Raw genomic sequence first — 24,585 nt, 5'->3', positions numbered from 1 at the left:
TCCCGCACACGCCCGCGCCGTCGCGTGCGCGCCCGTCTGTACTCCCTGGCACCCGCGCGTGCATCGATGTGAGGGTGCAATTCACGGCCGGTCCGGCGTGGAACTGTGTCTTGGATGGCCCCCGCCGATTCGCTATTTTGAACGCAGTCGAAGCGATGCCGTGGGCTCCTCGCAGCACTCGCGCTTCCCGCCCCGACCGCGACCGTGCGCCACGCCGGCGCGCGCTGCGCGACCGCACCGGCGCGGCACGCGCGCCGCCGCGCCGCGCGTCGCGTGTGCGCGGTCGGGACGCGCGAGCGCCGCACCGCATCGGGACTTCACCCTTCGACCCACCTTCACAGACAGGAGCCAGACCACCATGCCCGCACTTTGCGATATCTGCCACGCCCGGCCGGCCGTCGCGCGCGCAACCGTGATGCAGGACGGCGAGCGCAAGACGATCTCGATCTGCGATTACCACTTCCGTCAGCTGATGCGGCATCAGAGCATGCTGAACCCGTTCGATTCGCTGCTCGGCGGCGGTGGCTCGTCGTCGCTGTTCGGCGAGCTCGGCGACGAATCGCCGCTCTCCGCCGAGATTCCGCGCGAATCGGTCGACCCGACCGACGCGTTCAGCGAACAGACGCTCGAACTGCTGCAGCGCGCGGCCGAGAAGGCGCACGAGCTCCGCCGCAGCGAGCTCGACTCCGAACACCTGCTGTACGCGCTCGCGGACACCGACGTGTGCGCTGCATTGCTGAAGGAACTGAAGCTGTCGCCGCAGGACATCAAGGCGTACATCGACGAGCATGCGCACACCGGCACGGCCGACCCCGATGCGCCGCTCGACAAGCTGTCGATCTCGCCGCGCGTGAAGAAGGCCGTGCAGTACGCGTTCCAGGCGTCGCGCGATCTCGGCCACTCGTACATCGGCCCCGAGCACCTGCTGATCGGGCTCGCCTCGGTGCCGGACAGCATCGCCGGCACGCTGCTGAAGAAATACGGCGTGACGCCCGAGGCGCTGCGCCAGAAAGTCGTGAAGGTGGTCGGCAAGGGCGCCGAGGACGGCCGCGTCGATGCGCCGACCGGCACGCCGAACCTCGACAAGTTCGGCCGCGACCTCACCGCGATCGCGCGCCAGGGCAAGCTCGACCCGGTGCTCGGCCGCGCACAGGAAATCGAGAGCACGATCGAGGTGCTCGCGCGCCGCAAGAAGAACAACCCGGTGCTGATCGGTGAACCGGGCGTCGGCAAGACGGCGATCGTCGAAGGGCTCGCCCAGCGGATCGTGAACGGCGACGTGCCCGAGGTGCTGCGCGACAAGCGGCTCGTCGAAGTCAACATCAACTCGATGGTGGCCGGCGCGAAGTATCGCGGCGAATTCGAGGAGCGCGCGAAGCAGCTGATCGACGAAGTGACTGCGAAGCAGGACGAACTGATCCTGTTCATCGACGAGCTGCACACGATCGTCGGCGCGGGCCAGGGCGGCGGCGAAGGCGGCCTCGACATCGCGAACGTGCTGAAGCCCGCGCTCGCTCGCGGCGAGCTGAGCCTGATCGGCGCGACGACGCTCAACGAATACCAGAAGTACATCGAGAAGGATGCCGCGCTCGAACGGCGCTTCCAGCCGGTGTTCGTGCCGGAGCCGAGCGTCGAGCAGACGATCGTGATCCTGCGCGGGCTGCGCGACAGCCTCGAGGCGCACCACCAGGTGACGTTCTCCGACGACGCGTTCGTCGCGGCCGCCGAGTTCGCCGACCGCTACATCACGTCGCGCTTCCTGCCCGACAAGGCGATCGACCTGATCGACCAGGCCGCCGCGCGCGTGCGGATCGGCGCGACGTCGCGCCCGGTCGACATTCAGGAAGGCGAAGCGCAGATCGCGCAACTGAAGCGCGAGCAGGATTATGCAACGTCGCGCAAGCGCTTCGACCAGGCGAAGCAGTTCGAGGAGCAGATCAACGAGAAGCAGAAAGCCGTCGACGAGATGATGGAAGCGTGGCAGCGCAAGACCGGCTCCGAGACGCTCGAAGTGACCGTCGAATCGGTGGCCGAGGTCGTGTCGCGGCTGACCGGCATCCCGGTCTCCGAGCTCACGCAGGAAGAGCGCCAGAAGCTGCTGCAGATGGAAGAGCAACTGCGCGAGCGCGTGGTCGGCCAGAGCGACGCGGTGGTCGCGGTCAGCGATGCCGTGCGGCTGTCGCGCGCGGGGCTCGGCCAGACGCACCGGCCGATCGCGACCTTCCTGTTCCTCGGGCCGACGGGCGTCGGCAAGACCGAGCTCGCGAAGGCGCTGGCCGAGACCGTGTTCGGCGACGAGCAGGCGATCATCCGCATCGACATGTCCGAGTACATGGAGCGGCACGCGGTTGCGCGGCTGATCGGCGCGCCGCCCGGCTACGTCGGCTACGACGAAGGCGGCCAGCTCACCGAGCGCGTGCGGCGCCGCCCGTACAGCGTGATCCTGCTCGACGAGATCGAGAAAGCGCATCCGGACGTCTACAACGTGCTGCTGCAGGTGTTCGACGACGGCCGGCTGACCGACGGCAAGGGCCGCGTGGTCGACTTCAGCAACACGATCATCATCGCGACGAGCAACCTCGGCGCGGCGATCATCATGGACAACCTGACGCAGCCCGAAGCCGCGCGCAAGACCGACAAGGCGGTCCGCGAGGAGCTGATGCAGGTGCTGAAGGGCCATTTCCGCCCCGAGTTCCTGAACCGGATCGACGAGGTGATCGTCTTCCACGCGCTGTCGAAGAACAACATCCGCTCGATCGTGCAGATCCAGCTCGACCGCGTGGTGCGTACGGCCGCCGCGCAGGACATCACGCTCGTGATGGGTGGCTCGCTCGTCGATCACCTGACCGAAGTCGGCTACCAGCCGGAGTTCGGCGCACGCGAGCTGAAGCGCCAGATCCGCCAGACCATCGAGACGCGGCTCGCGAAGGAGATTCTTGCCGACCGGCTGAAATCGGGCGACCGGTGCGAAGTCGACTTCGACACGGACAGCGACGAAGTGAAGTTCAACAAGCTCGCCGCTCCGGAAGCGAAAGAGCCGAAGGACGCAAAGAAGGACGCCGACGGCAAGGCCAGGCCGAACGGCAAGGCCGCCAAGGCATCGGGCGACACGAAGGCGGACGACGCGCCCGCCGACGCACCGCCGCCCGCGGCGAAGTCCGGCAAGAAGTCGTCCGGCGCGAAGAAGGACGCTCATTAAAAAACGCGTGCCCTGCCATCCGGGGCACGCATGACCGGCTCCGTCCGCCGGACGGAGCCGCCCCACGCCGCGACATGGCGCAACCGAGCCACCCGAACCGGGCCCGGCTCATGGAGATTCACATGACAAATCGACGCGAAGTGCCAGGCATCAGGAAGTACGATGGGCCCGCCGGCGGTTGGGGCGCGCTTCGCGCGACAGCCGATGCGGTGCGCACGCAGATGGAAACCATCGAGGCGCCGATCGTGCTGATGCGGACCAACCAGCCCGACGGCTTCGACTGCCCCGGCTGTGCGTGGCCCGACAAGGAACACAAGTCGACGTTCCAGTTCTGCGAAAACGGCGCGAAGGCCGTCACGTGGGAAGCGACGACCAAGCGCGTGACGCCCGAGTTCTTCGCGGCGAACACCGTGTCGTCGCTGCTGCGCATGTCGGACTACGAACTGGAGAACATGGGCCGGCTCACGCATCCGCTCGTCTACGACCGCGCGAGCGACACGTTCCGCCCGATCGAATGGGACGACGCATTCGCGCGCATCGGCGAAGCGCTGCGCGCGCTGCCGCCCGAGCAGGTCGAGTTCTACACGTCGGGCCGCGCGTCGAACGAAGCCGCGTACCTGTACCAGCTGTTCGCGCGCGAGCTCGGCACGAACAACTTCCCCGACTGCTCGAACATGTGCCACGAGCCGACCAGCGTCGGCCTGCCGCAGTCGATCGGCATCGGCAAGGGCACCGTCTCGCTGGAGGATTTCGACCACTGCGAGCTGATCATCTCGATCGGCCACAACCCCGGCACGAACCACCCGCGGATGATGGGCACGCTGCACGAGTGCTCGCGCCGCAACGTGCCGATCATCGTGTTCAACCCGCTGCGCGAACGCGCGCTCGAACGCTTCGCCGATCCGCAGGACATGATCGAGATGGCGTCGTTCGGCTCGACGCGCATCGCATCGACGTACTACCAGGTCGACGCGGGCGGCGACGCGGCCGCGCTGAAGGGCATCATGAAGGCGCTGCTGCAGCTCGAAGCCGAGCGCGGCGACGTGCTCGACCGCGACTTCATCGCGCAGCACACCAACGGCTTCGACGCGTTCTCGGCCGACCTCGAAGCGACGTCGTGGGACGACATCGAACGCGCGAGCGGCCTCAGCCAGGCGCAGCTCGAACAGGTCGCGCTCGCGTACGCGAAGTCGAACGCGACCATCATCACGTACGGGATGGGCGTCACGCAGCACAACAAGGGCACGGCAACCGTGCGCCTGATCGCCGACCTGCTGCTGATGCGCGGCAACATCGGCAAGCCCGGCGCCGGCGTGTGCCCGCTGCGCGGCCATTCGAACGTGCAGGGCAACCGCACGGTCGGCATCACCGAGAAGCCGTCGGCCGAGTTCCTGAAGAAGATCGAGGACGTGTGCGGCTTCACGCCGCCCGCGCATCACGGGCACGACGCCGTGCAGGCGATGCAGGCGATGATCGACGGCACCGCGAAGGCGCTGCTGTGCCTCGGCGGCAACTTCGCGGTCGCCCTGCCCGATCCCGAGCTGTCGTTCCCGGCGATGGCGAAGCTCGACCTGAGCGTGCATCTCGGCACGAAGCTGAACCGCTCGCATCTGCTGGTCGGCAAGGAAACCTTCATCCTGCCCGTGCTCGGCCGCACCGAGCTCGACATGCAGGCCACCGGCCGGCAGTCGATCACCGTCGAGGATTCGATGTCGATGGTCCATGCGTCGGCCGGCAAGCTCAAGCCGGCGTCCGACCAGTTGCGCTCGGAGCCCGCGATCGTCGCGGGGATCGCGCATGCGACGCTGCCGAACAGCAAGGTCGCATGGCTCGACCTGATCGCCGACTACGACCGTATCCGCGACCTGATCGACCGTACGGTGTCCGGCTTCGAGGCGTTCAACGAGCGCATCCGCACGCCGGGCGGCTTCCGGCTGCCGCTGCCGCCCACCGAGCGCGTGTGGCCCACGCCGACCGGCAAGGCGATGTTCTCGGTCTACAAGGGCGTGAAGGAAGACGCGGACGTACTCGGCGCCGAGCAGGTATTGCGGCTGATCACGCTGCGCAGCCACGACCAGTACAACACGACGATCTACGGGCTCGACGACCGCTATCGCGGCGTGTTCGGGCGACGTGACGTGCTGTTCATGAACACCGCCGATCTCGCGAAGTACGGGCTCGAGCACGGCGACCTCGTCGACATCGAGACGATCACCGCGTCGGGCCGCACGCTGCGCCTCGAGAAGATCACCGCGATCGAGTACGACATCGCGCCGGGGTCGGTCGGCGCGTACTACCCGGAAGCGAACGTGCTCGTGCCGCTCGACTACATCGACAAGGAAAGCGGCACGCCGTCGTACAAGTCGGTACCGGTGCGCGTCGCACGCTCGGCGGTCGTCTGACCGACGGGCAGGCGCGCGGTGTGTTGTCCACCGCGCGCCTGCCCGACGCCTTCCCTCGGCCGCCGCCACGCCACAACCAACGCGGCGGCCCTTCCCTTCCTTTAACGCGCCGCCGTCGGCGGCAGATGGGCGCCGCCCTGCCGGCGCCGATACGCGCTGTCGCGCGACGCGAGCCAGTAGTACAGCGGCGACGTCAGCAGCAATCCCACGAGCCACGACAGGTCCGCGCCGCCCAGATGCGCGGGAATCGGGCCCGCGTACATCGGCGTGTTCATGAACGGAATCTGCACGAGGATGCCGATCGCATACGCGAGCAGCGCCTGCGGATTGAAGCGGCCGTAGATCCCGCCGTCCACCATGAAGATCGACTTGATGTCGTACTTGCCCTTGTGGATCACGTAGAAGTCGATCAGGTTGATCGCCGTCCACGGCACCAGCACGACCAGCAGCGCGAGCACCAGATCGACGAGGTTGCCGATGAAGTTCGTCGATGCGCCGATCGCCGCGTAGCAGCAACCGACGAAGATCACGACCGACACCACCGCACGCGCCTTCGCGGTCGGAATCCACTTGTACGCGAAGGTCTGCACCGACGTGATCACCGCGAGCACCGCGCCGTACAGATTCAGCGCGTTGTGGCTGATCACGCTCAGCAGGAACAGCACGAGCATCAACGGGCCGAGCGGGCCCGTCGCCTGCTTGACGGCATCCATCGTGTCGGTGCCGGCCGGCACCGCGAGCACCGCGACCGCGCCGAAGATGAACGCAAGCGTCGAGCCGATCGTGCAGCCGAGATAGGTCGCCCAGAACGTCGACGCGACGCCGACGTTTTCCGGCAGATAGCGTGAATAGTCCGACACGTACGGTGCGAACGCGATCTGCCACAACGCCGACAGCGACACCGTCGCGAGCCAGCCCGCGAAGTTGAAGCCGCCGCGCGTCAGGAAATCGTCGGTCGTCACGTGCGTGAGGATCATCCAGAAGCCGACGAAGATGCCGATGCCGAGCACCCACGTACCGATGCGGTTCAGGATGTGGATGAACCGGTAGCCGACGATCCCGATCAGCCCCGAGCCCACCGCGCCGATCACGATGCCGACGGGCACCGGCACCGACGATGCGATGCCGTGCACCGACTTGCCGGCGAGCACGATGTTCGACGCGAAGAAGCCGACGTACATCACGGCCGCGATCACCGTGACGAGCAGCGCGCCCCACGAGCCGAACTGCGCGCGGCTCTGGATCATCTGCGGGATGCCCATCTGCGGGCCCTGCGCGGAATGCAGCGCCATCAGCACGCCGCCGACGGCCTGGCCGACGACGATCGCGACGATACCCCACATCAGGTTCAGGTGAAACATCTGCACGCCCAGCGCGCCGGTCACGATCGGCAGCGGCGCGATGTTGCCGCCGAACCAGAGCGTGAACAGGTCGCGCACCTTGCCGTGGCGCTCTGCGGGCGGCACATAGCCGATCGTGTGCTTCTCTATCATCGGGGACGCATTGCGTTCCGCGTTCGTCATGGTGATGTCTCCTGTCCTGCGCGGCGATGCGCGCTTGCCGTTTCCGCCGGCGCGCGTCGGAGTGCGCGCCTGCAATCGGGTCCGGATACGCGAGCGACGACGCGCCGCGTGCGCGCGCGGCGGTGTCGAACGAAGCGGACGACGTGCATGCGGGGACGGATGACATGTCCCGCCGGTGCGTGCGCGGCCGCTTCGCGGTCTTCGTGATCCAGGTTGGAGACGATGGTGCGCCACGACTATCGCGGCCGGAAAATACTAAAAATATTTCCGCGACATACGAAAAAGCTCTGCAGCGGAAATTCCGGCGCCGATCGACTTCAGGTAAGGTGCCAGGGTCTGTTTCCACATGGAACGCGCATGCGCCCGCGGCGGCACGCCGGGGCCGGGTATCAGAGGTGCTTGTGGCTCACTACACTTTGCGGCAACTGAAATACTTCATCACGACGGTCGAATCCGGCAGCGTTGCCGAGGCCTCGCGTCAGCTCTTCATCGCGCAACCGTCGATCTCCAGCGCGATCAAGGGGCTGGAGGAAAGCTTCGGCGTGAAGCTGTTCATCCGTCATCACGCACAGGGCGTGTCGCTGACGCCGAGCGGCACGCGCTTCTACCGGAAAGCGCAGGAGCTGCTGCGCATCGCGCACGAGTTCGAACAGAACGCGCTCGCCGACAACGACGTGATCACCGGGCAGATCGACATCGGCTGCTTCGAGACGGTCGCGCCGCTCTACCTGCCGCAACTGATCGCCGGGTTTCGCGAGCGCTACCCGGGCGTGAACATCCGGCTGCGCGACGGCGACCAGCAGGAGCTCGTGCAGGGCCTGACGTCGGGCACGTTCGATCTCGCGCTCATGTACGACCACGATCTCGACGGCACGATCGAAACCGAGCCGCTGATGCCGCCGCAGCAGCCGTACGTGCTGCTGCCGGAGAACCACCGGTTCGCGGGCCAGTCGCACGTGTCGCTGCGCGACCTGTGCGTCGAGCCGATGATCCTGCTCGACGTGCAGCCGAGCCGCACCTACTTCGTCAGCCTCTTTCACGAACTCGGGCTCACGCCGAACATCGTGTTCGGCTCGCCGTCGATCGAGATGGTGCGCGGCATGGTCGGCCAGGGATTCGGTTTCTCGCTACTCGTCACGCGCCCGCATTCCGAATACACGTACGATGGTCAGCGTGTCGTGACGATCGGCCTCAGCGAAACGGTGAGCCCGTCGGGGCTCGTGAGCGCACGGCTGAAGCGCGGCCAGCTCACGAAGCAGGCGCAGTCGTTCGTCGATTTCTGCCGCGAACGGCTTGCGCAGATCGTTGCGGAATCCGCACGATAGTGAAAAGGGAGAAACGCACGCGCCGCAGGGTGCGGTGCGTGCGTTTCACTTGCAGGTTCAGGCCGCCGATGAAAGATGCGCGGCCAGGCGACCCAGCATCGCGTCGCATCCATGCAGCTGTTCGAGCGTGACGAACTCGTCGGGCTTGTGCCCCTGATCCATGCTGCCGGGCCCGCACACCGCGGTCGGAATCCCGGCCTGACCGAACAGCCCGCCCTCGGTGCCGAATGCGACCGTGCCGAACGCATCGGAACCGCTCAGCATCGCGAGCAGGCGCGCGGCTTCGCTGTCCGGTGCGGTGGCCAGCCCCGGATACGCGCCCAGCGGCTGCAATTGAATGTCGGTATCGGGCTGCACCGCGCGCATCTTCGGCAACAGTTCGGATTCCGCATAGTCCTGCAGCTTTCTCGGCACGTCGTGCGCGTCGAAATCCGGCAGCGCGCGCACCTCGAAATCGAACTCGCATTCGGCCGGCACGATGTTCAGCGCGCGGCCGCCCTTGATCAATCCCGTCTGCACGGTCGAGAACGGCGGATCGAAACGGCTGTCGTGCCGCTCGGGCCGCGCGAGCGCCGCACCGATCTCGCCGAGCCGGCCGATCAGCTTCGCCGCATAGTCGATCGCGTTGACGCCCGACGGCGCATACGCCGAGTGGCATGCCGCGCCCTTCACATGGCAGCGCATCGCGAGCTTGCCCTTGTGTCCGAGCACCGGTTTCAGCTCGGTCGGCTCGCCGATCAGGCACAGGCGCGGCCGGTGCTCGCGCGCGGCCAGTGCTTCGAGCATCGGCCGCACGCCGAGGCAGCCGACTTCCTCGTCGTACGAGAAAGCAAGATGCACGGGTATGCTCAGCGGCCGCGCAACGAACGCCGGAACCACCGCGAGCGCCGACGCGATGAAGCCCTTCATGTCGGCCGTGCCCCGGCCGTACAGGCGGCCGTCGCGCTCGGTCAGCCGGAACGGCTCGACCGTCCACGCCTGCCCGTCCACCGGCACCACGTCGGTATGGCCCGACAGCGCGATGCCGCCGCGATCGCGCGGCCCGATCGTCGCGTACAGGCTCGCCTTCGTGCGTTCCGCGTTGTAGAACAGCTCGCTTTCCACGCCGAAGCCCGCGAGATAGTCGCGGATGAAGCCGATCATCTCGAGGTTCGACTCGCGGCTGACCGTCGCGAAACCGATCAGCCGTTCGAGCAGCGCACGGCTCGACGTATCACTCATCGCCCGGCACTCCGTAGCTCGGCGCGGCGGTCGGGTTCAGCGCGCGCGTCTGGTAGTCCTGCATCTGCGGCCGATACGCACGCCAGAGCGTCTCGAGCTGCCCGATCGGATCGGTATCGGCCCAGTCGACGCGCAGGTCGACGATCGGCCAGGTCACGTCGCCGGCCACCTTCAGCGCGGCCGAATGCACCGGCCCGGCTTCGCCGCCGGCCGCCATCGCCGCGTGCATCGCGGCCAGCAGGCGATCGGCGAGCAGGCCGGGCGCCTGTTCGAAGGCCCGCACCATCGCGTCGATCACGGCAGGCGCGGCCAGCAAGTTGCCGGCCGCCGCGCACTGCTCGCCCTGCACCGCGTGATGCGTGCCGAGCGCCTCCTTGCCGGTGAAGCACGCCGTGTGCCCCTGCCCGTCGATCACCGTGACCTGACGATACTGGCTCCAGCCGTTCGCGCTGAGCGCGCGGTCGAGCGCCGCGGCGGGCGCGAGCTGATCGTGCTCGATCAGGTCGAGGATCTGCGGACCGAGGGCCGGCAGCGTGATGTTCTGCGTCGCGACCGCACCGACGCCCGCGCGCACCCACGGGCAGCGCGCGCCGACGGCGATGCTCGACGAGCTGATCGCGATCCCGAGCTGGCCCGTCTCCGGGCAACGCCCGACGATGGAGAAAGTCATGTCGCCTCCTATGCGCGGTTCGGCTGCCAGTTGTCCGGGACCACCGCGATCACGTCGATCTCCATCAGCCACTGCGGCTGACCGAGCGCCGACACGACGAGCCCCGTCGAGATCGGATACACGCCCTTCAGCCACTTGCCGACTTCCTGGTAGACCGGCTCGCGATAACGCGGATCGATCAGGTAGGTCGTCGTCTTCACGATGTGCGTGATGTCGCTGCCGGCTTCCTCGAGCAGTTGCTTGACGTTCTTCATTGCCTGCTCGGCCTGTGCGCGCGGATCGCCGAGGCCGATCAGGTTGCCGTCGAAATCGGTGCCGACCTGGCCGCGCACGTAGACGGTGTTGCCGGCCCGCACGGCCTGGCACAGGTCGTTGTCGAGCGTCTGGTTCGGGTAGGTATCCTTGGTGTTGAACATGCGGATACGCGTATGGGTAGGCTGGCTCATCGAGATCCTTCGAGTGTCGGTGTGTTCGCCCGCCGCACCGGAAGCATTCGCGGCGCGGCGGGTTCATGTCTGTTCGTCAGGTGGTCAGCTCGTCGCTTCGGCGAGCGGGCGCGCGTCGGCCGGTGCCTGCGATGCGGCCGTGCGTTGTTGCGACGCGTCGTGGTACGCGAGGTACTTGCGCTGCGTGACGATGTGATCGGCGATGTGCTTCGCGTCGTGCCACACGCCCCAGATGAAGCTGGAGCCGCGCCGCGACAGCCACGGCAGGCCGAGGAAATAGATGCCGGGCTCCTTCGACACGCCGCGCTGGTGCTGCGGCTTGCCGTTCGGCGCGAACGCATCGACGTTGAGCCAGCCGTAGTCGACCGCGTAGCCGGTCGCCCAGACGATCGACGTGACGCCCGCACCGGCGAGGTCCAGCGCGAGGATCGGATGCGCGACGCATTCGGGGTTCGGCAGGATGCGGCGTGCTTCCGGCTCTTCCGGCAGGTCGAGGCCGTTGCGTGCCGCGTAGGCGTCGGCCGCGTCGAGCAGCGACAGGTAGTTTTCGTCGCCGCGGGCGAGATTGACCGCGAGATCGCGTTCGAACACCGCCACGCCGCCGTCGAACGACTTCGTCAGTCCGACGAGCGTCACGCCCTGGTTCGCGAGCGCGCGGAAATCGACCGTGTGACCGCCGCGCGCGCCGCTCACCGCGATCGTCACGTGTTCGCGGCCGGGCGTCGCGATTTCCTTGTCCCATTCGCCGAGCACGCCGAGCCACCAGCAGAAGTCGCGGCCGCGATACGCGCGCGGCGGGCGATCGTGCGGCCCGACCGACAGGTACACCTGCCGGCCCGCGCGCTGCAGTTCGTCGGCGATCTGCACGCCTGACGAACCGGCGCCGACCACCAGCACCGCGCCTTCCGGAAGCTGGCCCGGGTTGCGATAGTCGGCGGAATGGATCTGCATGAGGCGCGCGTCGTCCGGCGCGATCGGCGGAATGACCGGGCGCTGGAACGGCCCCGTCGCGACGACCACGCGATTCGCCTCGATCGTGCCGTCGGAGGTCTCGACGACGAAGCCCGGCTTGCCCGCGTTGCGCACGACGCTCTTCACTTCGACGCCCGTGCGGATCGGCGCGTTGAACTTGCGCGCGTACGCTTCGAAGTAGTCGGCGACCTGGTCTTTCGACGCGAACGCATCGGGATCGAGACCGTCGAATTCGAGCCCCGGGAAGCGGTCGTGCCACGCGGGGCCGTTCGCGACCAGCGAATCCCAGCGCCCGGTGCGCCAGCGTTCGGCGATGCGGCTGCGCTCCAGTACCAGATGGGGCACGCCCAGCTTGCCCAGGTGCTCGCTCATGGCCACGCCGGCCTGCCCGGCGCCGACGACGAGCGTATCGATTGAGGTTGTTTCGACTGCCACGGCTGTCTCCTTCGGAAGTGCGGCTCAGTGCGACGCTCGTGCTGTCGCGTGAGTTGGAATGGAGACATTCTGCGGACAGGCCGCTTACGGCGAAATGATGATTTTTGTTGGTGTTGACGAGCAAAAAGCTGGGGCGGGTGAGTGGCTCACCCGTCCGGCGCGCACATCACGCGATCTGGCGGTGACGTTTCGCCCGTTTCGGGCGTCATTCGGATTCGGGCACCTACGCGCGGCCGGTACGCAGCGACACGGGGTGCACCGAGAGTTTGGTCGGCGACACCGGCGCGGACGCCACGGCCTTCGCCGCGTCGATCAACGTCGCCTTGTTGCGGTCCCACTTGGGCAATCTGGCAGGCGGCAGCGGCACAACCTTGTCCAGGTTCGGCAAACGCAGGTCGGGGTCGCGCTCGAGGCGATCGGCAAGCACACTGTAACGCTCGGCCCGGGCACGATCCTTCACGTTGCCGACCACGGGATCACCGTCGTCGAACGCACCGAACAAATAGGCCGCACTCTTGGCGCTTCCGTATTTCACGCCTTCATGCAAGATCTTGAGAGCCTGCACATTGTCTTCGCCGAGCGATCGGTCGGAACCAACGAGCGTTGTTCCTAGCGCGTATGCGGCATCTCCGCTACCTTGGGCGAATCCACACTCGAGCATTTTGAGCGCAACCTTCCGATTGCCCCAAAAACCGGATTTCGGATCATCGTAAACCGCATCGAGCTTACTACCCAAGTAAGCCATGGCACTCGGGCTGCCCTTGTCCGCAGCAAGTTGCCAGAACGCATACGCACGGCTCGCATCCTGCTTTACCCCGACTCCGTTCATGTAGTAAGTACCCATCAGATCGTAGGCCGCCGGTATGCCCAGCTTCATTGCCTGCTCGGTGATCTGCACCGCGCGCTCGGTATTGCGATCGACACCCAGCCCTTGAGCGTAGGCATTTGCGAGGCTCAGCATCGCCTTCCAGTGCTTGCGCTCGGCAGCCTTGCCCCACAATGCGACGGCACCAGCATAGTCGCGCTGGTTCGGCCACAACAACGCGCTCGTCATCGTCATCGCCTGCCGATTCCAGCGGTCCGCGTCTGAATCAACGGCCGGAACTACGGCGGCTTCTTGCACGCAATCAAACGTCTCGCGATGCGGATTGAACGCGTCGAGCGACATATTTCGCGGAAGGGAATCGTTCATCGAGCAAGCAGTACAAGCAAGGAACAGGAAGAGGGAAAACACGCCCGACAGGCGCAAGCGTTCAGACGTTGTAGTACTCATCGGAACTCGCATAATCTGAAAGCGCGCCAGGCTAGCCGGACGCTGGACGTGCGATCGTCTTGAAATGCCATCAGGAAGCCCACCGGCTCCAGACCACGCTTCCTTTGACTGACATTCGATTCCATGAGTTTTTGCCACTTCATGAAGGTTTCCTTGATGACCAGGGGATTGCCGTCGCTGCCAGCGCGCTCAATATTTTTCAGTCGTAGGTCGTATACCGTCGTCCCGTAGCGTGCGGGTCAACCGGGCACAGGCCTGCAGAGGCGCGATTTCCCTCTTGACAGCATGCAGGTCGAATAGCTGAACAATTTGTCCGTCAGGATTTCCATGCTCCGGACCAACGCGCAGCAGGCGTCGCCCGTCGTTTGACACAAACAGGGAATCTCCCGACGGGGCAGGAACCACCGCCCTCAGTGGCATCGGGTAGTCAGCAACCGGTTTTAACGCACCGGGCGCAAATAGTCGCCTTACGTCCGGCACGGACATCCTGGAAGTCAAAACATAGAAAATTCCGACGACCGTGTCAGATCCCTCGAATCCCGAAATCATGATCCGTGCATGAGATTCGTTCCCCGGAATTTCGCAGTGTCCGCGCTGCCAATCCGACATCAAATTCAAATAGCCGTCAGGGCATCCGACGTCGTTCGGTGACCAATTCTCGCCGACAGCCTTCGACATGGTGTGCTTCGCTTCGTCAAACGATCGACCTAACACGTCTTCCGGCATCGGGCATGCCTGGGCGAAGGCACGTGGCAAACCACACAAAAGCAGAACGGAAACAATCAAGTGGCCCAGTTTCATATCGAACGGATTCTCGCGGGATTGAATGAGGTCAAGCAACGAGGCACCGCCAGCGCCTTCCTGGCAAAGCACTCGGACCCATGGTTCGTGACCGGCGTGCCGGAAGATTGTAATCGGAGCGTGTACTGTCGCCGGATCGACAAAACGACACGCCTGACACGCTTGCACCCGGGGTTTCATCCGCCATTCGACTGTCGCCATGGTTTCGACGAGCCAGACGCATGAACAACCGCCACCGGCCCGAGGCCCGCACCTCATTCGACGGCTGTGCGCGCTGCGCTCCCTCAGACGGGGCTTCGTTTCGATGAAGCGATCCCGCCCCATCAATGCCACGGTTATCCGGCGCAGCCTGATGCAGCCGCCCGCAGCCCCACAATTCTTGACTGTGCCCGTTGCGCCGAACTGGTAGGATGCCGGTCACCTCGACATGGAAAGCGGACGCGGACTATCCAATCGTCCCTTTTTATCGCCCGCGACCGGCCATCTCCTCCGTCGCCCCGGTCGACACGGTGCCGCAAAACGGCACGCCCGCCCCTGTAAAACCCGCAACACCCCGGCATCGCCCCCGTGCGACCCGTTGCAGTAACCGTTGGAGTGGCGCATCCCGCGCCTGCAAGCATGAAGAAATCGAAGCAGCCCACCCATCCCCCGCGCGACAAGGACCGTACGCCTTTGGTACGCGCCGGCGCGCTGCTGCTGATGGCCGGCCTGCTCTACCTGCTGTGGCCGTCCGCCGAAACCGCGTATCTCGCGATGGAGTCAGTGATCCGCTGACGCGCTCGATCGGCCGCCCACTGCGCTATACTTGCGCGATGGAAACCAAACCCGCCTCGCCGAACGTGCATTGCTGGTGGCGCGCCTGACCCAGGCGGCCCGTTTCCTTTTGCATGTCCCAAACGTGATGCCGCCAGCCATGGCGGCATTTGCGTTTCTGCGCCGACATCATGGCTGGCGGCTTCGATAACCCGGAACCAACGTCCACCATGACTCACCCGAACCGACCGATCATCCTCACCGGCGACCGCACGACCGGCCCGCTGCATCTCGGCCACTACATCGGCTCGCTGCGCGCGCGCGTGCAGATGCAGCACGACGCGAAGCAATTCCTGCTGCTCGCCGATACGCAGGCGCTGACCGACAACATGGGCCGTCGCCAGCGCGTCACCGAGAACGTGATCGAGGTCGCGCTCGACTATCTCGCCGTCGGCATCGATCCGGCGATCTCGACGATCGTCGTGCAGTCGCAAGTGCCCGAACTCGCCGAACTGTCGCAATACCTGCTCAACCTCGTCACGGTCGCGCGCCTCGAGCGCAATCCGACCATCAAGGAAGAGATCCGCCTGCGCGGGTTCGAGCGCGACATCCCGGCCGGTTTCCTGACCTACCCCGTGAGCCAGGCGGCCGACATCACCGCGTTCAAGGCGACCCACGTGCCCGTCGGCGACGATCAGCTCCCGATGATCGAACAGACCAACGAACTCGTGCGCCGCTTCAACGCGACCGTCGAGCAGCCCGTGCTGGTCGAATGCGAGGCTGTGCTGTCGTCGGTCACGCGGCTGCCGGGCATCGACGGCAAGGCGAAGATGAGCAAGTCGCTCGGCAACGCGATCACGCTCGGCTCGACGCCGGACGAGATCACGCAGGCCGTGAAGGACATGTACACGGACCCGAACCACCTGCGCGTGAGCGATCCCGGCCAGGTCGAGGGCAACGTCGTGTTCACGTTCCTCGATGCATTCGAGCCCGACGTCGCGAAAGTCGACGAGCTGAAGGCCCACTACCGCCGCGGCGGCCTCGGCGACAGCGTCGTCAAGCGCGTACTGAACGAGCGGCTGCAGGCGCTGATCGAGCCGATCCGCACGCGCCGCCGCGAGTTCGAGGCCGACAAGAGCGAGGTGATGGCGATCCTGAAGCGCGGCACGCTGCACGCGCGGGAGGTGGCAGGCGCGACGCTCGCGGAGGTGAAGGGTGCGATGGGGCTCACGTATTTCGATTGAGCGGCACCGTCACGGCCGCTCGCGCTCCGCCGGAGCGGCGTGACACACGGCCTCGATCCGGTTGCCGGCCGGGTCGACGAGAAAGGCCGCGTAGTAGTCGTCATGGTAGTGCGGCCTCAATCCGGGGTCGCCGTCAGACCGGCCGCCCGTTGACAGGCCGGCTTCGAAAAACGCGTGCACCTGCTCGCGCGAAGAAGCCTTGAAACACCAGTGCCGCTTGCTCGTCCCGACTTCGGCGGGATCCAGATACACCGCGAGGCAGGTCGATGCGATGTCGTTCGCGTTGCAACGCTCGCCATAGCCGAGTGCGGCGGGCCGGTCGTACACCTTGGATGCGCCCAGCGCAGCCATGACGGCATCGTAGAAAGGGCGCGCCCGGTCGATATCCGGCACGCCGATGGACACGTGATCGAGAAGTTGCATGGTGTGGGCTCCGTAGAACGTGCACGAGTCTACACAAGCGCCGCGTCATGCACCGATTCCCCCTCGCACATTGCGGCCAAGCCCTTAGTCCACTCCGCCGATGTCGCGCCCCTGCGCACCCGCTATCGTTTCCCCGTCATCCCCACATTTCACGACACCATGACGCCCCAGGAATCGATCGACCGGCTGGACATTCAGGATCTGCTGACGCGCTACTGCCACGCCGTCGACCGCCAGGACTGGCGCGAATTCGAGCGGCTCTTCGCCGCCAACGCACGGCTCGACTACGCGGCATTCGGCGGCCCGGTCGGCAGCCGCGCGGAAATCGCCACCTATCTGGAGCAGATGACCTCGACGATGCGCGGCACGCAGCACACGATCTCGACGTCGCTGCTGATCGTCGACGGCGATGCCGCAACCGCGCGAACGGCCGGCCAGGTGATGATGATCTCGGCCGATGAAGCCGGCGACGATCGCGTGTGCTTCGTCGGGCTGTGGTATCGCGACCTGCTGGTGCGGACCGAATGCGGGTGGCGCATCCAGAGCCGCATGCAGGAGCGCAGCTGGATGCACAACGCGCCGCCGGTCGCGGCGCGCTGAAAAGCCCGCGCGGCGCGTTACTTCATCTGCATCAGCTGAATCAGGTTCCCGCACGTATCGTCGACGATCGCGACGCGCACGGGCCCCGCATCCATCGGCTCCAGCGTGAACCGCACGCCGAGTGCCGCGAGCCGCGCGAACTCGTCGTCGAGATCGTCGACCTGGAACGACGCGGCCGGAATACCGTCCTCGTACAGCGCCTGCTTGTACGGCCCCACGGCGCGATGGCTGCTCGGCTCGAGCAGCAGCTCGGTGCCGTCCGGCTGGTCTTTCGACACGACGGTCAACCAGCGGTAGTCGCCCACCGGCACGTTGTTCTTCAGCTTGAAACCGAGCTTGTCGGTATAGAACGTCAACGCCTTGTCCTGGTCGTCGACAAAGATACTCGTCACGTAGATTCGCATGTCACTCTCCTGAGGCAGCTATCGGCACTCGGCGCCCGCCCCTATTCTTCGTCGAAATCGATGACAAACGCATAACCGTCGTCGATCAGCGTGCGCAGGTAGCCATCGAAGTCGTCGGCGATCACCGCGTAGCTGTCGGGATCGTGCAGGAAGCGCACGACCTGCCCCACCTTGCCGCCGGGCGCCGGCGCGAAATCGATGTAGAGCTGCGACGTGCCGCCGTTGTTCATGCAGTGCGAGAAGCACAGGCGCCGGCCCATCGGCAATGCGATGTCGATGCGCGGATCGACGAGTTCGCCATCATCGTTCGCGTCGTCGCCGTAGATCGCCGCGATGCTGTCGCGGTACTTCGCGCCTTCTTCGAGCATCTGCGCGGCCGACAGCAGGTAGTAGGGGTATTCGTAGACGTCCGAACCCAGCACGAGCACATTGATCGTCGTGCCGCCGTAGTCGCGCCAGTAAGTGCCGTCCAGCTTGCCGAGCAGTTCGAGCAGGCTGGCCGGGCACTGCGGATACGCCGCACGCAGCGCGTCGAGCTGCGCGGGCGTCGCGCCCATGGCGACGGCGAGCGCCGTATTGTCGGCCTCGGGCAGCGCGGCGCGCAGGCCGGCGAGATAGGTATCGACGAGGGTCATCGCGAAGGATCCTGATTCCGGGAAACGGACAAGCGCCATTCTAGCGCCGCCCGCCGCCCCGCATGATCGCCCCGCTTGCGCGAATCCGCTTACGTGATCTGGTACGTCGACGCCGGCACGAACTCCTCCGGCATCGGACGGTCGCCCAGTTCGAGCACCGATCGCTCGATCGTGCGCGTCATCGCATCGAGTGCGAGCGCATTCGGCGCGAGGCCGAACGGTTCGGCGACCTCGTTCGCGATCGCTTCGAGCGCGATCAGCGTGTACGAGATGAACACGCAGATCAGCGGCGTGAAGAACTCCGTCGAATCGACGAGCCCGAACGGCAGCAGCACGCAGTACGCATACACGGTGCGATGCAGCAGCACGCTGTACGAGAACGGGATCGGCGTCGACAGGATCCGCTCGCAACCACCCACCGACTTGCCAAGCTCGTCGAGCTGCGTCTCGAACATCCAGCAGGTCGCGTCGCTGCCGGGCGCGCGGCCCAGCGCACGGACGATGCCGCCGCGCAGCTCGTCGAGGATCGCAACCGGCTTGAAGCATTTGCCGCCAAGCTCGACCGTGCGCTCCGTGCCGAGAATGCGCTGGAGGTCCGCGGTCGGATCGGTATGGCGCAGCTGATGCTTCAGCGCATACGTGAATGCGATCAGCAGATCGGCGAGCCGGTTGCGCTCGACGGTGCTGACGCCGTCGGGCAGGTAGCGGTTCAGTTGGGACGTCACCGTGCGCGCGGCGATCAGCAGGTTGCCCCACAGATGGCGCGCCTCCTTGAAACGCTCGAAGCTCGCGTTGTTGCGAAACGCGAGGAAGATCGCGAGCGCGAGCCCGAACAGCGTGAACGGTGCGGTGTTGAGCGGAATCTTCTCGCCGAAGATGCGCCCGTTCGTGAAGACCGCCAGCGTGCTGACGATCGCCATGAACACGAGCTGCGGAATGATCGATTGCAGCACGGAGCCGTTCCATACGAACAGCATCCTGAGCCAGTTTTGTCGTGGTCTGACGATCATGGTGTTTTCTCGACTGCCAAAGGAATGCGCGGCGCGGCACACCCGCGCCCGATGCGCAACGGCCCGCGCGTGGCGGGCCGCTGTCGGTCGGGTGCGGTGCCGGAGGCGCGCTGCGCGTGATGATACGCCCGCGCACGCCGCGCCCCGTCACATCGCATGCCGCTCAGTGATAGCCGACGTCGCCCTCGCGCACCTTGCCGCGGAATACGCGGTACTGCATCGCGTTGTACACGAGGATGATCGGCAACACGATCACGGTGCCGACGAGCGCGAACAACTGGCTCGAATGGCTCGACGACGCTTCCCAGATCGTCAGCGAAGGCGGCACGATGTTCGGCCAGATGCTGATCACGAGCCCCGTGTAGCCGAGGAACACGAGCGCGAGCGTCAGCAGGAACGGCGTGGCCTCATGTGCGCGCTTCACCGTGTGGAAAATGCCCCACACGCATGCGACGACGAGGACCGGCACCGGCAGGAACCAGCCGAGGTTGCCGCTGCCGAACCAGCGGTGCGCGACGGCCGGCAGCCCGATCACGGTCCACAGGCTCACCACGCCCATCACGGCGAGCAACACGCCCGCGAGCGGCTTCATCAGCAGCCGCATCTTGCGCTGCAGTTCGCCGTCGACCTTCAGGATCAGCCAGCCGCAGCCGAGCGTCGCATACGTGACGAGCACGCCGATCCCGCAGAGCAGGCTGAATGGCGACAGCCAGTCGAACGGCCCGCCCGCGAACTGGTTGTTCTCGATCTTGATGCCCTGCAGCAGCGAACCGAGCACGATCCCCTGGCAGAACGCCGCAAGCGCGGAACCGCCGATGAACGCGAGATCCCACATGTGTTGCGTGCGGGTGGCCTTCGCGCGCAACTCGAACGCCGCACCGCGGAAGATCAGGCCGACCAGCATCAGCACCAGCGGCAGGTAGTTCGCGGGCAGCAGCGTCGAATACACGACCGGGAACGCGCCATAGAGGCCCGCGCCGCCGAGCACGAGGAACGTCTCGTTGCCGTCCCATACCGGCGCGACGGTGTCGAGCATCACCTGGCGCTCGGCCTTCGCATCGAAGAACGGAAACAGCAGGCCGATACCGAGATCGAAGCCGTCCAGCATCACGTAGATGAAGACGCCGAGGCCGATGATCGCGGCCCATACGACAGGAAGATCGATTTGCATGGCTTACTCCGCTTCGGTGACGTTCAGCGGCGTGGACAGCGCGCTCTTGCGCAGCCCCGGATGCCGGTGCAGCTCGATGTACCCGGCCTGGGCAGCCGGCCCACGCCTCATCAGTTTCATCATGTAGTAGATACCCGTCCCGAATACCAGGAAATAGACGACCACGAAGATCAGCAGCGACACGCCGACCTGTTGCGCGCTCAGCGGCGCAACCGAATCGATGGTGCGCAGCACGCCGTAGACGGTCCACGGCTGCCGCCCGACCTCGGTCGTGATCCAGCCGGCCAGCAGCGCGACGATGCCGGAAGGCCCCATGCAGACCACGAACCACTGGAACCAGCGCGTTTCATAGAGGCGCCCGCCCTTTCTCAGCAGCAGCCCGAGCAGCGCGGTGAGCAGCATCAGCATCCCGAGACCGGCCATGATCCGGAACGTCCAGAAGATGATCGGCGAGTACGGGCGATCCTGCGGCGGGAATTCCTTCAGCCCGCGAATCTCGCCGTCCCAGCTGTGCGTGAGGATCAGGCTGCCGAGGTGCGGCACCTGGATCGCATAGCGCGTGGTTTCGGCCTGCATGTCGGGCAGCCCGAAGAGATTCAGCGCGGTGCCGCCCTTCTCGGTTTCCCACAGCCCCTCGATCGCCGCGATCTTCGCCGGCTGGTATTCGCGCGTGTTCAGCCCGTGCGCATCGCCGACGACGATCTGGATCGGCGCGAGCACGAGCAGCATCCACAGCGCCATCGAGAAGCTGCGTTTCACCGGCTCGTCGCGGCGCCCCTTCAGCAGGTGCCATGCGCCGCACGCGGCAACGATGAAGCCCGCGACGATGAACGCCGCGATCGTCATGTGCACGAGACGGTACGGGAACGACGGATTGAAGACGATCTTGAACCAGTCGACCGGCACGACGAGGCCGTTCTCGATCTTGTAGCCCTGCGGGGTCTGCATGAAGCTGTTCGACGCGAGGATCCAGAACGTCGAGATCAGCGTGCCGACCGCGACCATCAGCGTCGCGAAGAAGTGCGCACGCGGGCTGACGCGCTGCCAGCCGAACAGCATCACGCCGAGGAAGCCGGCCTCGAGGAAGAACGCGGTCAGTACCTCATACGTAAGCAGCGGCCCCGTGATGTTGCCCGCGACGCGCGAGAAGCCGGCCCAGTTGGTGCCGAACTCGTACGCCATCACGACGCCGGAGACGACCCCCATCCCGAAGCCGATCGCGAAGATCTTCGACCAGAACTGGAACATGGATTTGTAGGCGGCGTCGCCGGTGACGAGATAACGCCACTCCAGCACCGCCAGGAAGCTCGCCATGCCGATGCTGATCGCGGGAAACACGATGTGGAACGACACCGTGAATGCGAATTGCAACCGGGCGAGATGGAACGCATCGAAGATTTCCATGACCGTAATTTGCTCGTGATTGTGAGGACGTACGCCCGAAGCAGGAAATCGCGCGACGGCTTGGCGACAACACATGCGAACACAAACGGTCACTCGCATGGCATCGAAGCGTGAATGACGATATCGCGTTTGCAACGATACTCGCAATCACTCGAACGTGCGCTGAAACTGTGCTGCTTCCGTCGCCGAAGATGTGTGTACGGAAAACACATTTCGTGCCCGCGGGATGGTCAGCTGTACTGCTTTCCGCGTTGCGGCGCTGTGCCTGCGGCGCGCTGTTCACTCCACTTAACATGTTATGCAACGCCTGCCCGAGGCGGCAGCGCCGCCCCCGGCGCCCGCCCGGCAGCATCGATTCCCGTCGTCCGGCGTACGCGCCGAACGATCCGCCTGGAGAAACACCGCATGGAGTCCCTCACCCGACTCGACGATCCGACCGGCAGCACCGCGTGTCACGTGACGCGTCATCGTGCCGGCGAAGCGCACGACACCGTCGATCGCGTCGTCGAGGAAACGCCGGTTGCACTCGTGTTCAACGGCATCTCGCACACGGTCATGATGGCGACGCCGATCGACCTCGACGCGTTCGGCCTCGGCTTCGCGCTGAGCGAAGGCATCGTCGAGCGTGCGTCGGACGTATTCGACATCGAAAGCGAATGCCGGCCCGGCAGCGCCGAAGTGCGGCTCACCGTGTCGCAGCAGGCGTTCATGGCGCTGAAGGCCCATCGGCGCGCGCTGGCCGGCCGCACGGGTTGCGGCGTCTGCGGGATCGAAAGCATCGCGCAGCTCGACCTGCACCCGCCGCGCATCGCGGCCGCCGGCGCCGCGGCCGGCATCGGCGCCGACGCGATTGCACGCGCCGCACACGCGCTGCCGGCCCACCAGACGCTGATGCGCGAGACGGGCGGCATCCATGCCGCCGCGTGGTGCGACCGCGACGGCACCGTGCGCGACGTGTTCGAGGACGTCGGCCGTCACAACGCGCTCGACAAGCTGATCGGGCATCTCGCGCGGCGCCGCGCCGACCTGCACGCGGGTTTCGTGTTCCTGTCGAGCCGCGCGAGCTACGAACTGGTGCGCAAGGCCGCGCGGGTCGGCATCCCGATGATCGCGACGATCTCGGCACCGACATCGCTCGCGATCGACGTTGCCCGCGAAGCCGGCGTGCGGCTGCTCGGCTTCTGCCGCAACGACGGCTTCGTCGAATACGTGTCGCCCGACGCCGTTCACCCCGACCATCCGGCGCTTGCGCCCGCGCACCCGGCCCGCTCGTCATGAAACACCTGTTCGATTTCGATACCGCGCAGCAGCAATTCGCCGGCGCGTTTGCCCCCCTTGCGGCCGCCGCCTCCCTGCCGGTCGCCGAAGCAGCCGGCCACGTGCTGGCCGCGCCGCTGACCGCCGTGCTCGACCAGCCGCCGGCCGACCAGAGCGCGATGGACGGTTATGCCGTGCGTCACGCGGATCTCTCGCATGGCGAGCCGCTGCGCGTCGCGCAACGCTGCTATGCGGGCGACACGCCGGCGCCGCTGGCCGCGCGTACGGCGGCACGCATCTTTACCGGCAGCGTGATTCCGCCCGGCGCGGACACCGTCGTGATGCAGGAGCATGCGCGCGAACAGGACGGCTGGGTCACGTTCGACGCGCCGCAGCGCAGCGGCTCGCACATCCGCCGCCGCGGCGAGGAGGTACGCGCCGGCGACCTGCTCGTGCCGGCCGGTGTGCGGATCGGCGCGATGCACGTCGGCGTGGCCGCCGCGCAAGGTTTCGCGCGCATCGATGTGCGTCCGGCGCTGCGCGTCGGCATCCTGACGACCGGCGACGAGCTCGTCGCGTGCGGCCAGCCGCGTGCGCCACAGCAGATCTACAACAGCAATGCGCCGATGCTCGCCGCGCTGGTGTCGGGAACCGGTGCCAGCGTGGCGATGAGCCTGCACGCGGCCGACACGGCGGCAGCCGTCGATCGTGCGCTGCGCGACCTGCACGCGGGTTGCGACCTGGTGATCTGCGTCGGCGGCGCATCGGTCGGCGACAAGGATCTGCTGCGCCCCGCGCTGACCGCGCTCGATGCGTCGTTCATCGTCACCGGCGTGCGGATGAAGCCCGGCAAGCCGGTTGCGCTCGCGCGGCTCGACACGCGGCCCGTCGTACTGCTGCCCGGCAACCCGGGCGCCGCGATGACGGCGTTCGCGCTGTTCGTCGCGCCGTTGATCCGCCGCCTGCAGGGGCGCGATGCGTGCCTGCCGGTCGTGCCGTCGCTGCCGATCGACACCGGCTTCGAGCCGGATGCGCAGCGCGAACGCTTCGTGCGGGTGCGCTGCACGGTCGGCGCCGATGGCGTACCGGTGCTCGATACGCTGCGCCAGCAAGGCGCCGGCACGCTGCAGTCGCTCGTACAGGCGAGCGGGCTTGCTCGGCTGCCTGCCGGGCGAGCCATCGCGCGCGGCGACGCGGTACCGTATTACGAATTCGCGCACTGGCTCGCATGAGCGCGACGCCGATCACGCGCCCGATGCAGGGCATGCGCCGCGCCCGCCGCGCGGTGAACTGTATTCCTGCAATTCGGGCGCGATTGTGCCTCTGCCGGCAAAACCCGGCGGACTATGCTCACGATGAGGCTCGTCACGACCTGTGCGCCGACACGTCGGCACCCGCACGGCCGACCGGCGACGCC

21 protein-coding genes are annotated in these 24,585 nt (G+C 66.3%); 8 read left to right on the top strand and 13 right to left on the bottom strand.

What is annotated here, in order from left to right:
• The first annotated feature begins 358 nt into the window (after positions 1-358).
• Complete coding sequence (locus HWX87_RS32435; RefSeq protein WP_176051027.1) at positions 359-3,199, top strand: AAA family ATPase; 2,841 nt, start codon at positions 359-361, stop codon at positions 3,197-3,199.
• A gap of 122 nt (positions 3,200-3,321) precedes the next feature.
• Positions 3,322-5,601, top strand: a complete 2,280-nt coding sequence (locus HWX87_RS32430; RefSeq protein ID WP_176051026.1) for an FdhF/YdeP family oxidoreductase — start codon at positions 3,322-3,324, stop codon at positions 5,599-5,601.
• Positions 5,602-5,702: 101 nt separating this feature from the next.
• On the opposite strand, the gene HWX87_RS32425 is transcribed toward HWX87_RS32430, so the two are convergent.
• Complete coding sequence (locus tag HWX87_RS32425) at positions 5,703-7,124, bottom strand: cytosine permease (protein WP_176051025.1); 1,422 nt, start codon at positions 7,122-7,124, stop codon at positions 5,703-5,705.
• Between the two features lie 401 nt (positions 7,125-7,525).
• On the opposite strand from HWX87_RS32425, the gene HWX87_RS32420 reads away from it, so the two are divergent.
• Complete coding sequence (locus HWX87_RS32420; protein WP_059241999.1) at positions 7,526-8,449, top strand: LysR substrate-binding domain-containing protein; 924 nt, start codon at positions 7,526-7,528, stop codon at positions 8,447-8,449.
• Between the two features lie 57 nt (positions 8,450-8,506).
• On the opposite strand, the gene argE is transcribed toward HWX87_RS32420, so the two are convergent.
• The 6 genes from argE to HWX87_RS32390 form a co-directional block, all read right to left on the bottom strand.
• A complete protein-coding gene (gene argE, locus HWX87_RS32415) occupies positions 8,507-9,670 on the bottom strand; it encodes an acetylornithine deacetylase (RefSeq protein WP_176051024.1) in 1,164 nt (387 codons plus the stop codon).
• Positions 9,663-10,340, bottom strand: coding sequence for a DUF1028 domain-containing protein (locus HWX87_RS32410; RefSeq protein ID WP_176051023.1), 678 nt, complete (start codon positions 10,338-10,340; stop codon positions 9,663-9,665). The genes argE and HWX87_RS32410 overlap by 8 nt, the downstream gene beginning before the upstream one ends.
• A gap of 8 nt (positions 10,341-10,348) precedes the next feature.
• The gene (locus HWX87_RS32405) at positions 10,349-10,786 is read right to left on the bottom strand and encodes a RidA family protein (RefSeq protein WP_176051022.1); all 438 of its coding nucleotides are present in this window, start codon (positions 10,784-10,786) and stop codon (positions 10,349-10,351) included.
• Positions 10,787-10,870: 84 nt separating this feature from the next.
• Entirely contained in the window at positions 10,871-12,193 is a 1,323-nt protein-coding gene (locus HWX87_RS32400) for an NAD(P)/FAD-dependent oxidoreductase (RefSeq protein WP_176051021.1), read from the bottom strand.
• Between the two features lie 223 nt (positions 12,194-12,416).
• The gene (locus HWX87_RS32395) at positions 12,417-13,466 is read right to left on the bottom strand and encodes a DUF6396 domain-containing protein (RefSeq protein WP_244137800.1); all 1,050 of its coding nucleotides are present in this window, start codon (positions 13,464-13,466) and stop codon (positions 12,417-12,419) included.
• 189 nt (positions 13,467-13,655) lie between these two features.
• Positions 13,656-14,306, bottom strand: a complete 651-nt coding sequence (locus tag HWX87_RS32390; protein WP_176051020.1) for a hypothetical protein — start codon at positions 14,304-14,306, stop codon at positions 13,656-13,658.
• Between the two features lie 579 nt (positions 14,307-14,885).
• Between HWX87_RS32390 and HWX87_RS32385 the strand changes: the two genes are divergently transcribed.
• Together HWX87_RS32385 and trpS are read left to right on the top strand one after the other, a co-directional pair.
• Positions 14,886-15,041: a hypothetical protein gene (locus HWX87_RS32385; RefSeq protein ID WP_162838121.1), complete on the top strand. Its 156-nt coding sequence runs from the start codon at positions 14,886-14,888 to the stop codon at positions 15,039-15,041.
• Positions 15,042-15,250: 209 nt separating this feature from the next.
• A complete protein-coding gene (gene trpS / locus HWX87_RS32380; protein WP_176051019.1) occupies positions 15,251-16,264 on the top strand; it encodes a tryptophan--tRNA ligase in 1,014 nt (337 codons plus the stop codon).
• Between the two features lie 9 nt (positions 16,265-16,273).
• On the opposite strand, the gene HWX87_RS32375 is transcribed toward trpS, so the two are convergent.
• The gene (locus tag HWX87_RS32375) at positions 16,274-16,687 is read right to left on the bottom strand and encodes a VOC family protein (protein WP_176051018.1); all 414 of its coding nucleotides are present in this window, start codon (positions 16,685-16,687) and stop codon (positions 16,274-16,276) included.
• Positions 16,688-16,846: 159 nt separating this feature from the next.
• Between HWX87_RS32375 and HWX87_RS32370 the strand changes: the two genes are divergently transcribed.
• Positions 16,847-17,287, top strand: a complete 441-nt coding sequence (locus HWX87_RS32370; RefSeq protein ID WP_176051017.1) for a nuclear transport factor 2 family protein — start codon at positions 16,847-16,849, stop codon at positions 17,285-17,287.
• 17 nt (positions 17,288-17,304) lie between these two features.
• Here the strand turns inward: HWX87_RS32370 and HWX87_RS32365 are convergent, their stop codons facing one another.
• The 5 genes from HWX87_RS32365 to HWX87_RS32345 all read right to left on the bottom strand — a co-directional run bounded on the left by HWX87_RS32365 (position 17,305) and on the right by HWX87_RS32345 (position 21,911).
• Complete coding sequence (locus tag HWX87_RS32365; protein ID WP_176051016.1) at positions 17,305-17,691, bottom strand: VOC family protein; 387 nt, start codon at positions 17,689-17,691, stop codon at positions 17,305-17,307.
• 41 nt (positions 17,692-17,732) lie between these two features.
• A complete protein-coding gene (locus HWX87_RS32360) occupies positions 17,733-18,326 on the bottom strand; it encodes an SMI1/KNR4 family protein (RefSeq protein ID WP_176051015.1) in 594 nt (197 codons plus the stop codon).
• Between the two features lie 89 nt (positions 18,327-18,415).
• Positions 18,416-19,336 (bottom strand): bestrophin, encoded by a 921-nt coding sequence (locus HWX87_RS32355; protein WP_176051014.1) that lies wholly within the window; start codon positions 19,334-19,336, stop codon positions 18,416-18,418.
• 163 nt (positions 19,337-19,499) lie between these two features.
• A complete protein-coding gene (cydB, locus tag HWX87_RS32350; RefSeq protein WP_176051013.1) occupies positions 19,500-20,507 on the bottom strand; it encodes a cytochrome d ubiquinol oxidase subunit II in 1,008 nt (335 codons plus the stop codon).
• A 3-nt stretch (positions 20,508-20,510) separates the two neighbouring features.
• A complete protein-coding gene (locus HWX87_RS32345) occupies positions 20,511-21,911 on the bottom strand; it encodes a cytochrome ubiquinol oxidase subunit I (protein WP_124456324.1) in 1,401 nt (466 codons plus the stop codon).
• A gap of 405 nt (positions 21,912-22,316) precedes the next feature.
• Here HWX87_RS32345 and fdhD point away from each other — a divergent pair, with 405 nt between their 5' ends.
• Together fdhD and glp are read left to right on the top strand one after the other, a co-directional pair.
• Entirely contained in the window at positions 22,317-23,189 is an 873-nt protein-coding gene (fdhD, locus tag HWX87_RS32340; protein WP_176051012.1) for a formate dehydrogenase accessory sulfurtransferase FdhD, read from the top strand.
• Entirely contained in the window at positions 23,186-24,400 is a 1,215-nt protein-coding gene (gene glp, locus HWX87_RS32335; RefSeq protein ID WP_176051011.1) for a gephyrin-like molybdotransferase Glp, read from the top strand. Before fdhD ends, glp begins: the two co-directional genes overlap by 4 nt.
• Positions 24,401-24,585: the final 185 nt, after the last annotated feature.

The organism is Burkholderia sp. BCC1644, assembly GCF_902833225.1.
GTDB lineage: Bacteria > Pseudomonadota > Gammaproteobacteria > Burkholderiales > Burkholderiaceae > Burkholderia.
Note: the sequence above shows the minus strand (reverse complement) of the source record. Positions and strands in the feature narration are given on the sequence as shown.

Bases quoted from the DNA above. Each gene is read 5' to 3' on its own strand.
- fdhD (WP_176051012.1), top strand. From the start codon at position 22,317: ATGGAGTCCCTCACCCGACTCGACGATCCGACCGGCAGCACCGCGTGT.
- glp (WP_176051011.1), top strand. From the start codon at position 23,186: ATGAAACACCTGTTCGATTTCGATACCGCGCAGCAGCAATTCGCCGGC.
- HWX87_RS32360 (WP_176051015.1), bottom strand. From the start codon at position 18,326: ATGACCCTCGTCGATACCTATCTCGCCGGCCTGCGCGCCGCGCTGCCC.
- cydB (WP_176051013.1), bottom strand. From the start codon at position 20,507: ATGCAAATCGATCTTCCTGTCGTATGGGCCGCGATCATCGGCCTCGGC.
- HWX87_RS32425 (WP_176051025.1), bottom strand. From the start codon at position 7,124: ATGACGAACGCGGAACGCAATGCGTCCCCGATGATAGAGAAGCACACG.
- HWX87_RS32375 (WP_176051018.1), bottom strand. From the start codon at position 16,687: ATGCAACTTCTCGATCACGTGTCCATCGGCGTGCCGGATATCGACCGG.
- HWX87_RS32395 (WP_244137800.1), bottom strand. From the start codon at position 13,466: ATGAGTACTACAACGTCTGAACGCTTGCGCCTGTCGGGCGTGTTTTCC.
- HWX87_RS32345 (WP_124456324.1), bottom strand. From the start codon at position 21,911: ATGGAAATCTTCGATGCGTTCCATCTCGCCCGGTTGCAATTCGCATTC.
- argE (WP_176051024.1), bottom strand. From the start codon at position 9,670: ATGAGTGATACGTCGAGCCGTGCGCTGCTCGAACGGCTGATCGGTTTC.
- HWX87_RS32365 (WP_176051016.1), bottom strand. From the start codon at position 17,691: ATGCGAATCTACGTGACGAGTATCTTTGTCGACGACCAGGACAAGGCG.
- trpS (WP_176051019.1), top strand. From the start codon at position 15,251: ATGACTCACCCGAACCGACCGATCATCCTCACCGGCGACCGCACGACC.
- HWX87_RS32385 (WP_162838121.1), top strand. From the start codon at position 14,886: ATGAAGAAATCGAAGCAGCCCACCCATCCCCCGCGCGACAAGGACCGT.
- HWX87_RS32405 (WP_176051022.1), bottom strand. From the start codon at position 10,786: ATGAGCCAGCCTACCCATACGCGTATCCGCATGTTCAACACCAAGGAT.
- HWX87_RS32370 (WP_176051017.1), top strand. From the start codon at position 16,847: ATGACGCCCCAGGAATCGATCGACCGGCTGGACATTCAGGATCTGCTG.
- HWX87_RS32435 (WP_176051027.1), top strand. From the start codon at position 359: ATGCCCGCACTTTGCGATATCTGCCACGCCCGGCCGGCCGTCGCGCGC.
- HWX87_RS32355 (WP_176051014.1), bottom strand. From the start codon at position 19,336: ATGATCGTCAGACCACGACAAAACTGGCTCAGGATGCTGTTCGTATGG.
- HWX87_RS32410 (WP_176051023.1), bottom strand. From the start codon at position 10,340: ATGACTTTCTCCATCGTCGGGCGTTGCCCGGAGACGGGCCAGCTCGGG.
- HWX87_RS32430 (WP_176051026.1), top strand. From the start codon at position 3,322: ATGACAAATCGACGCGAAGTGCCAGGCATCAGGAAGTACGATGGGCCC.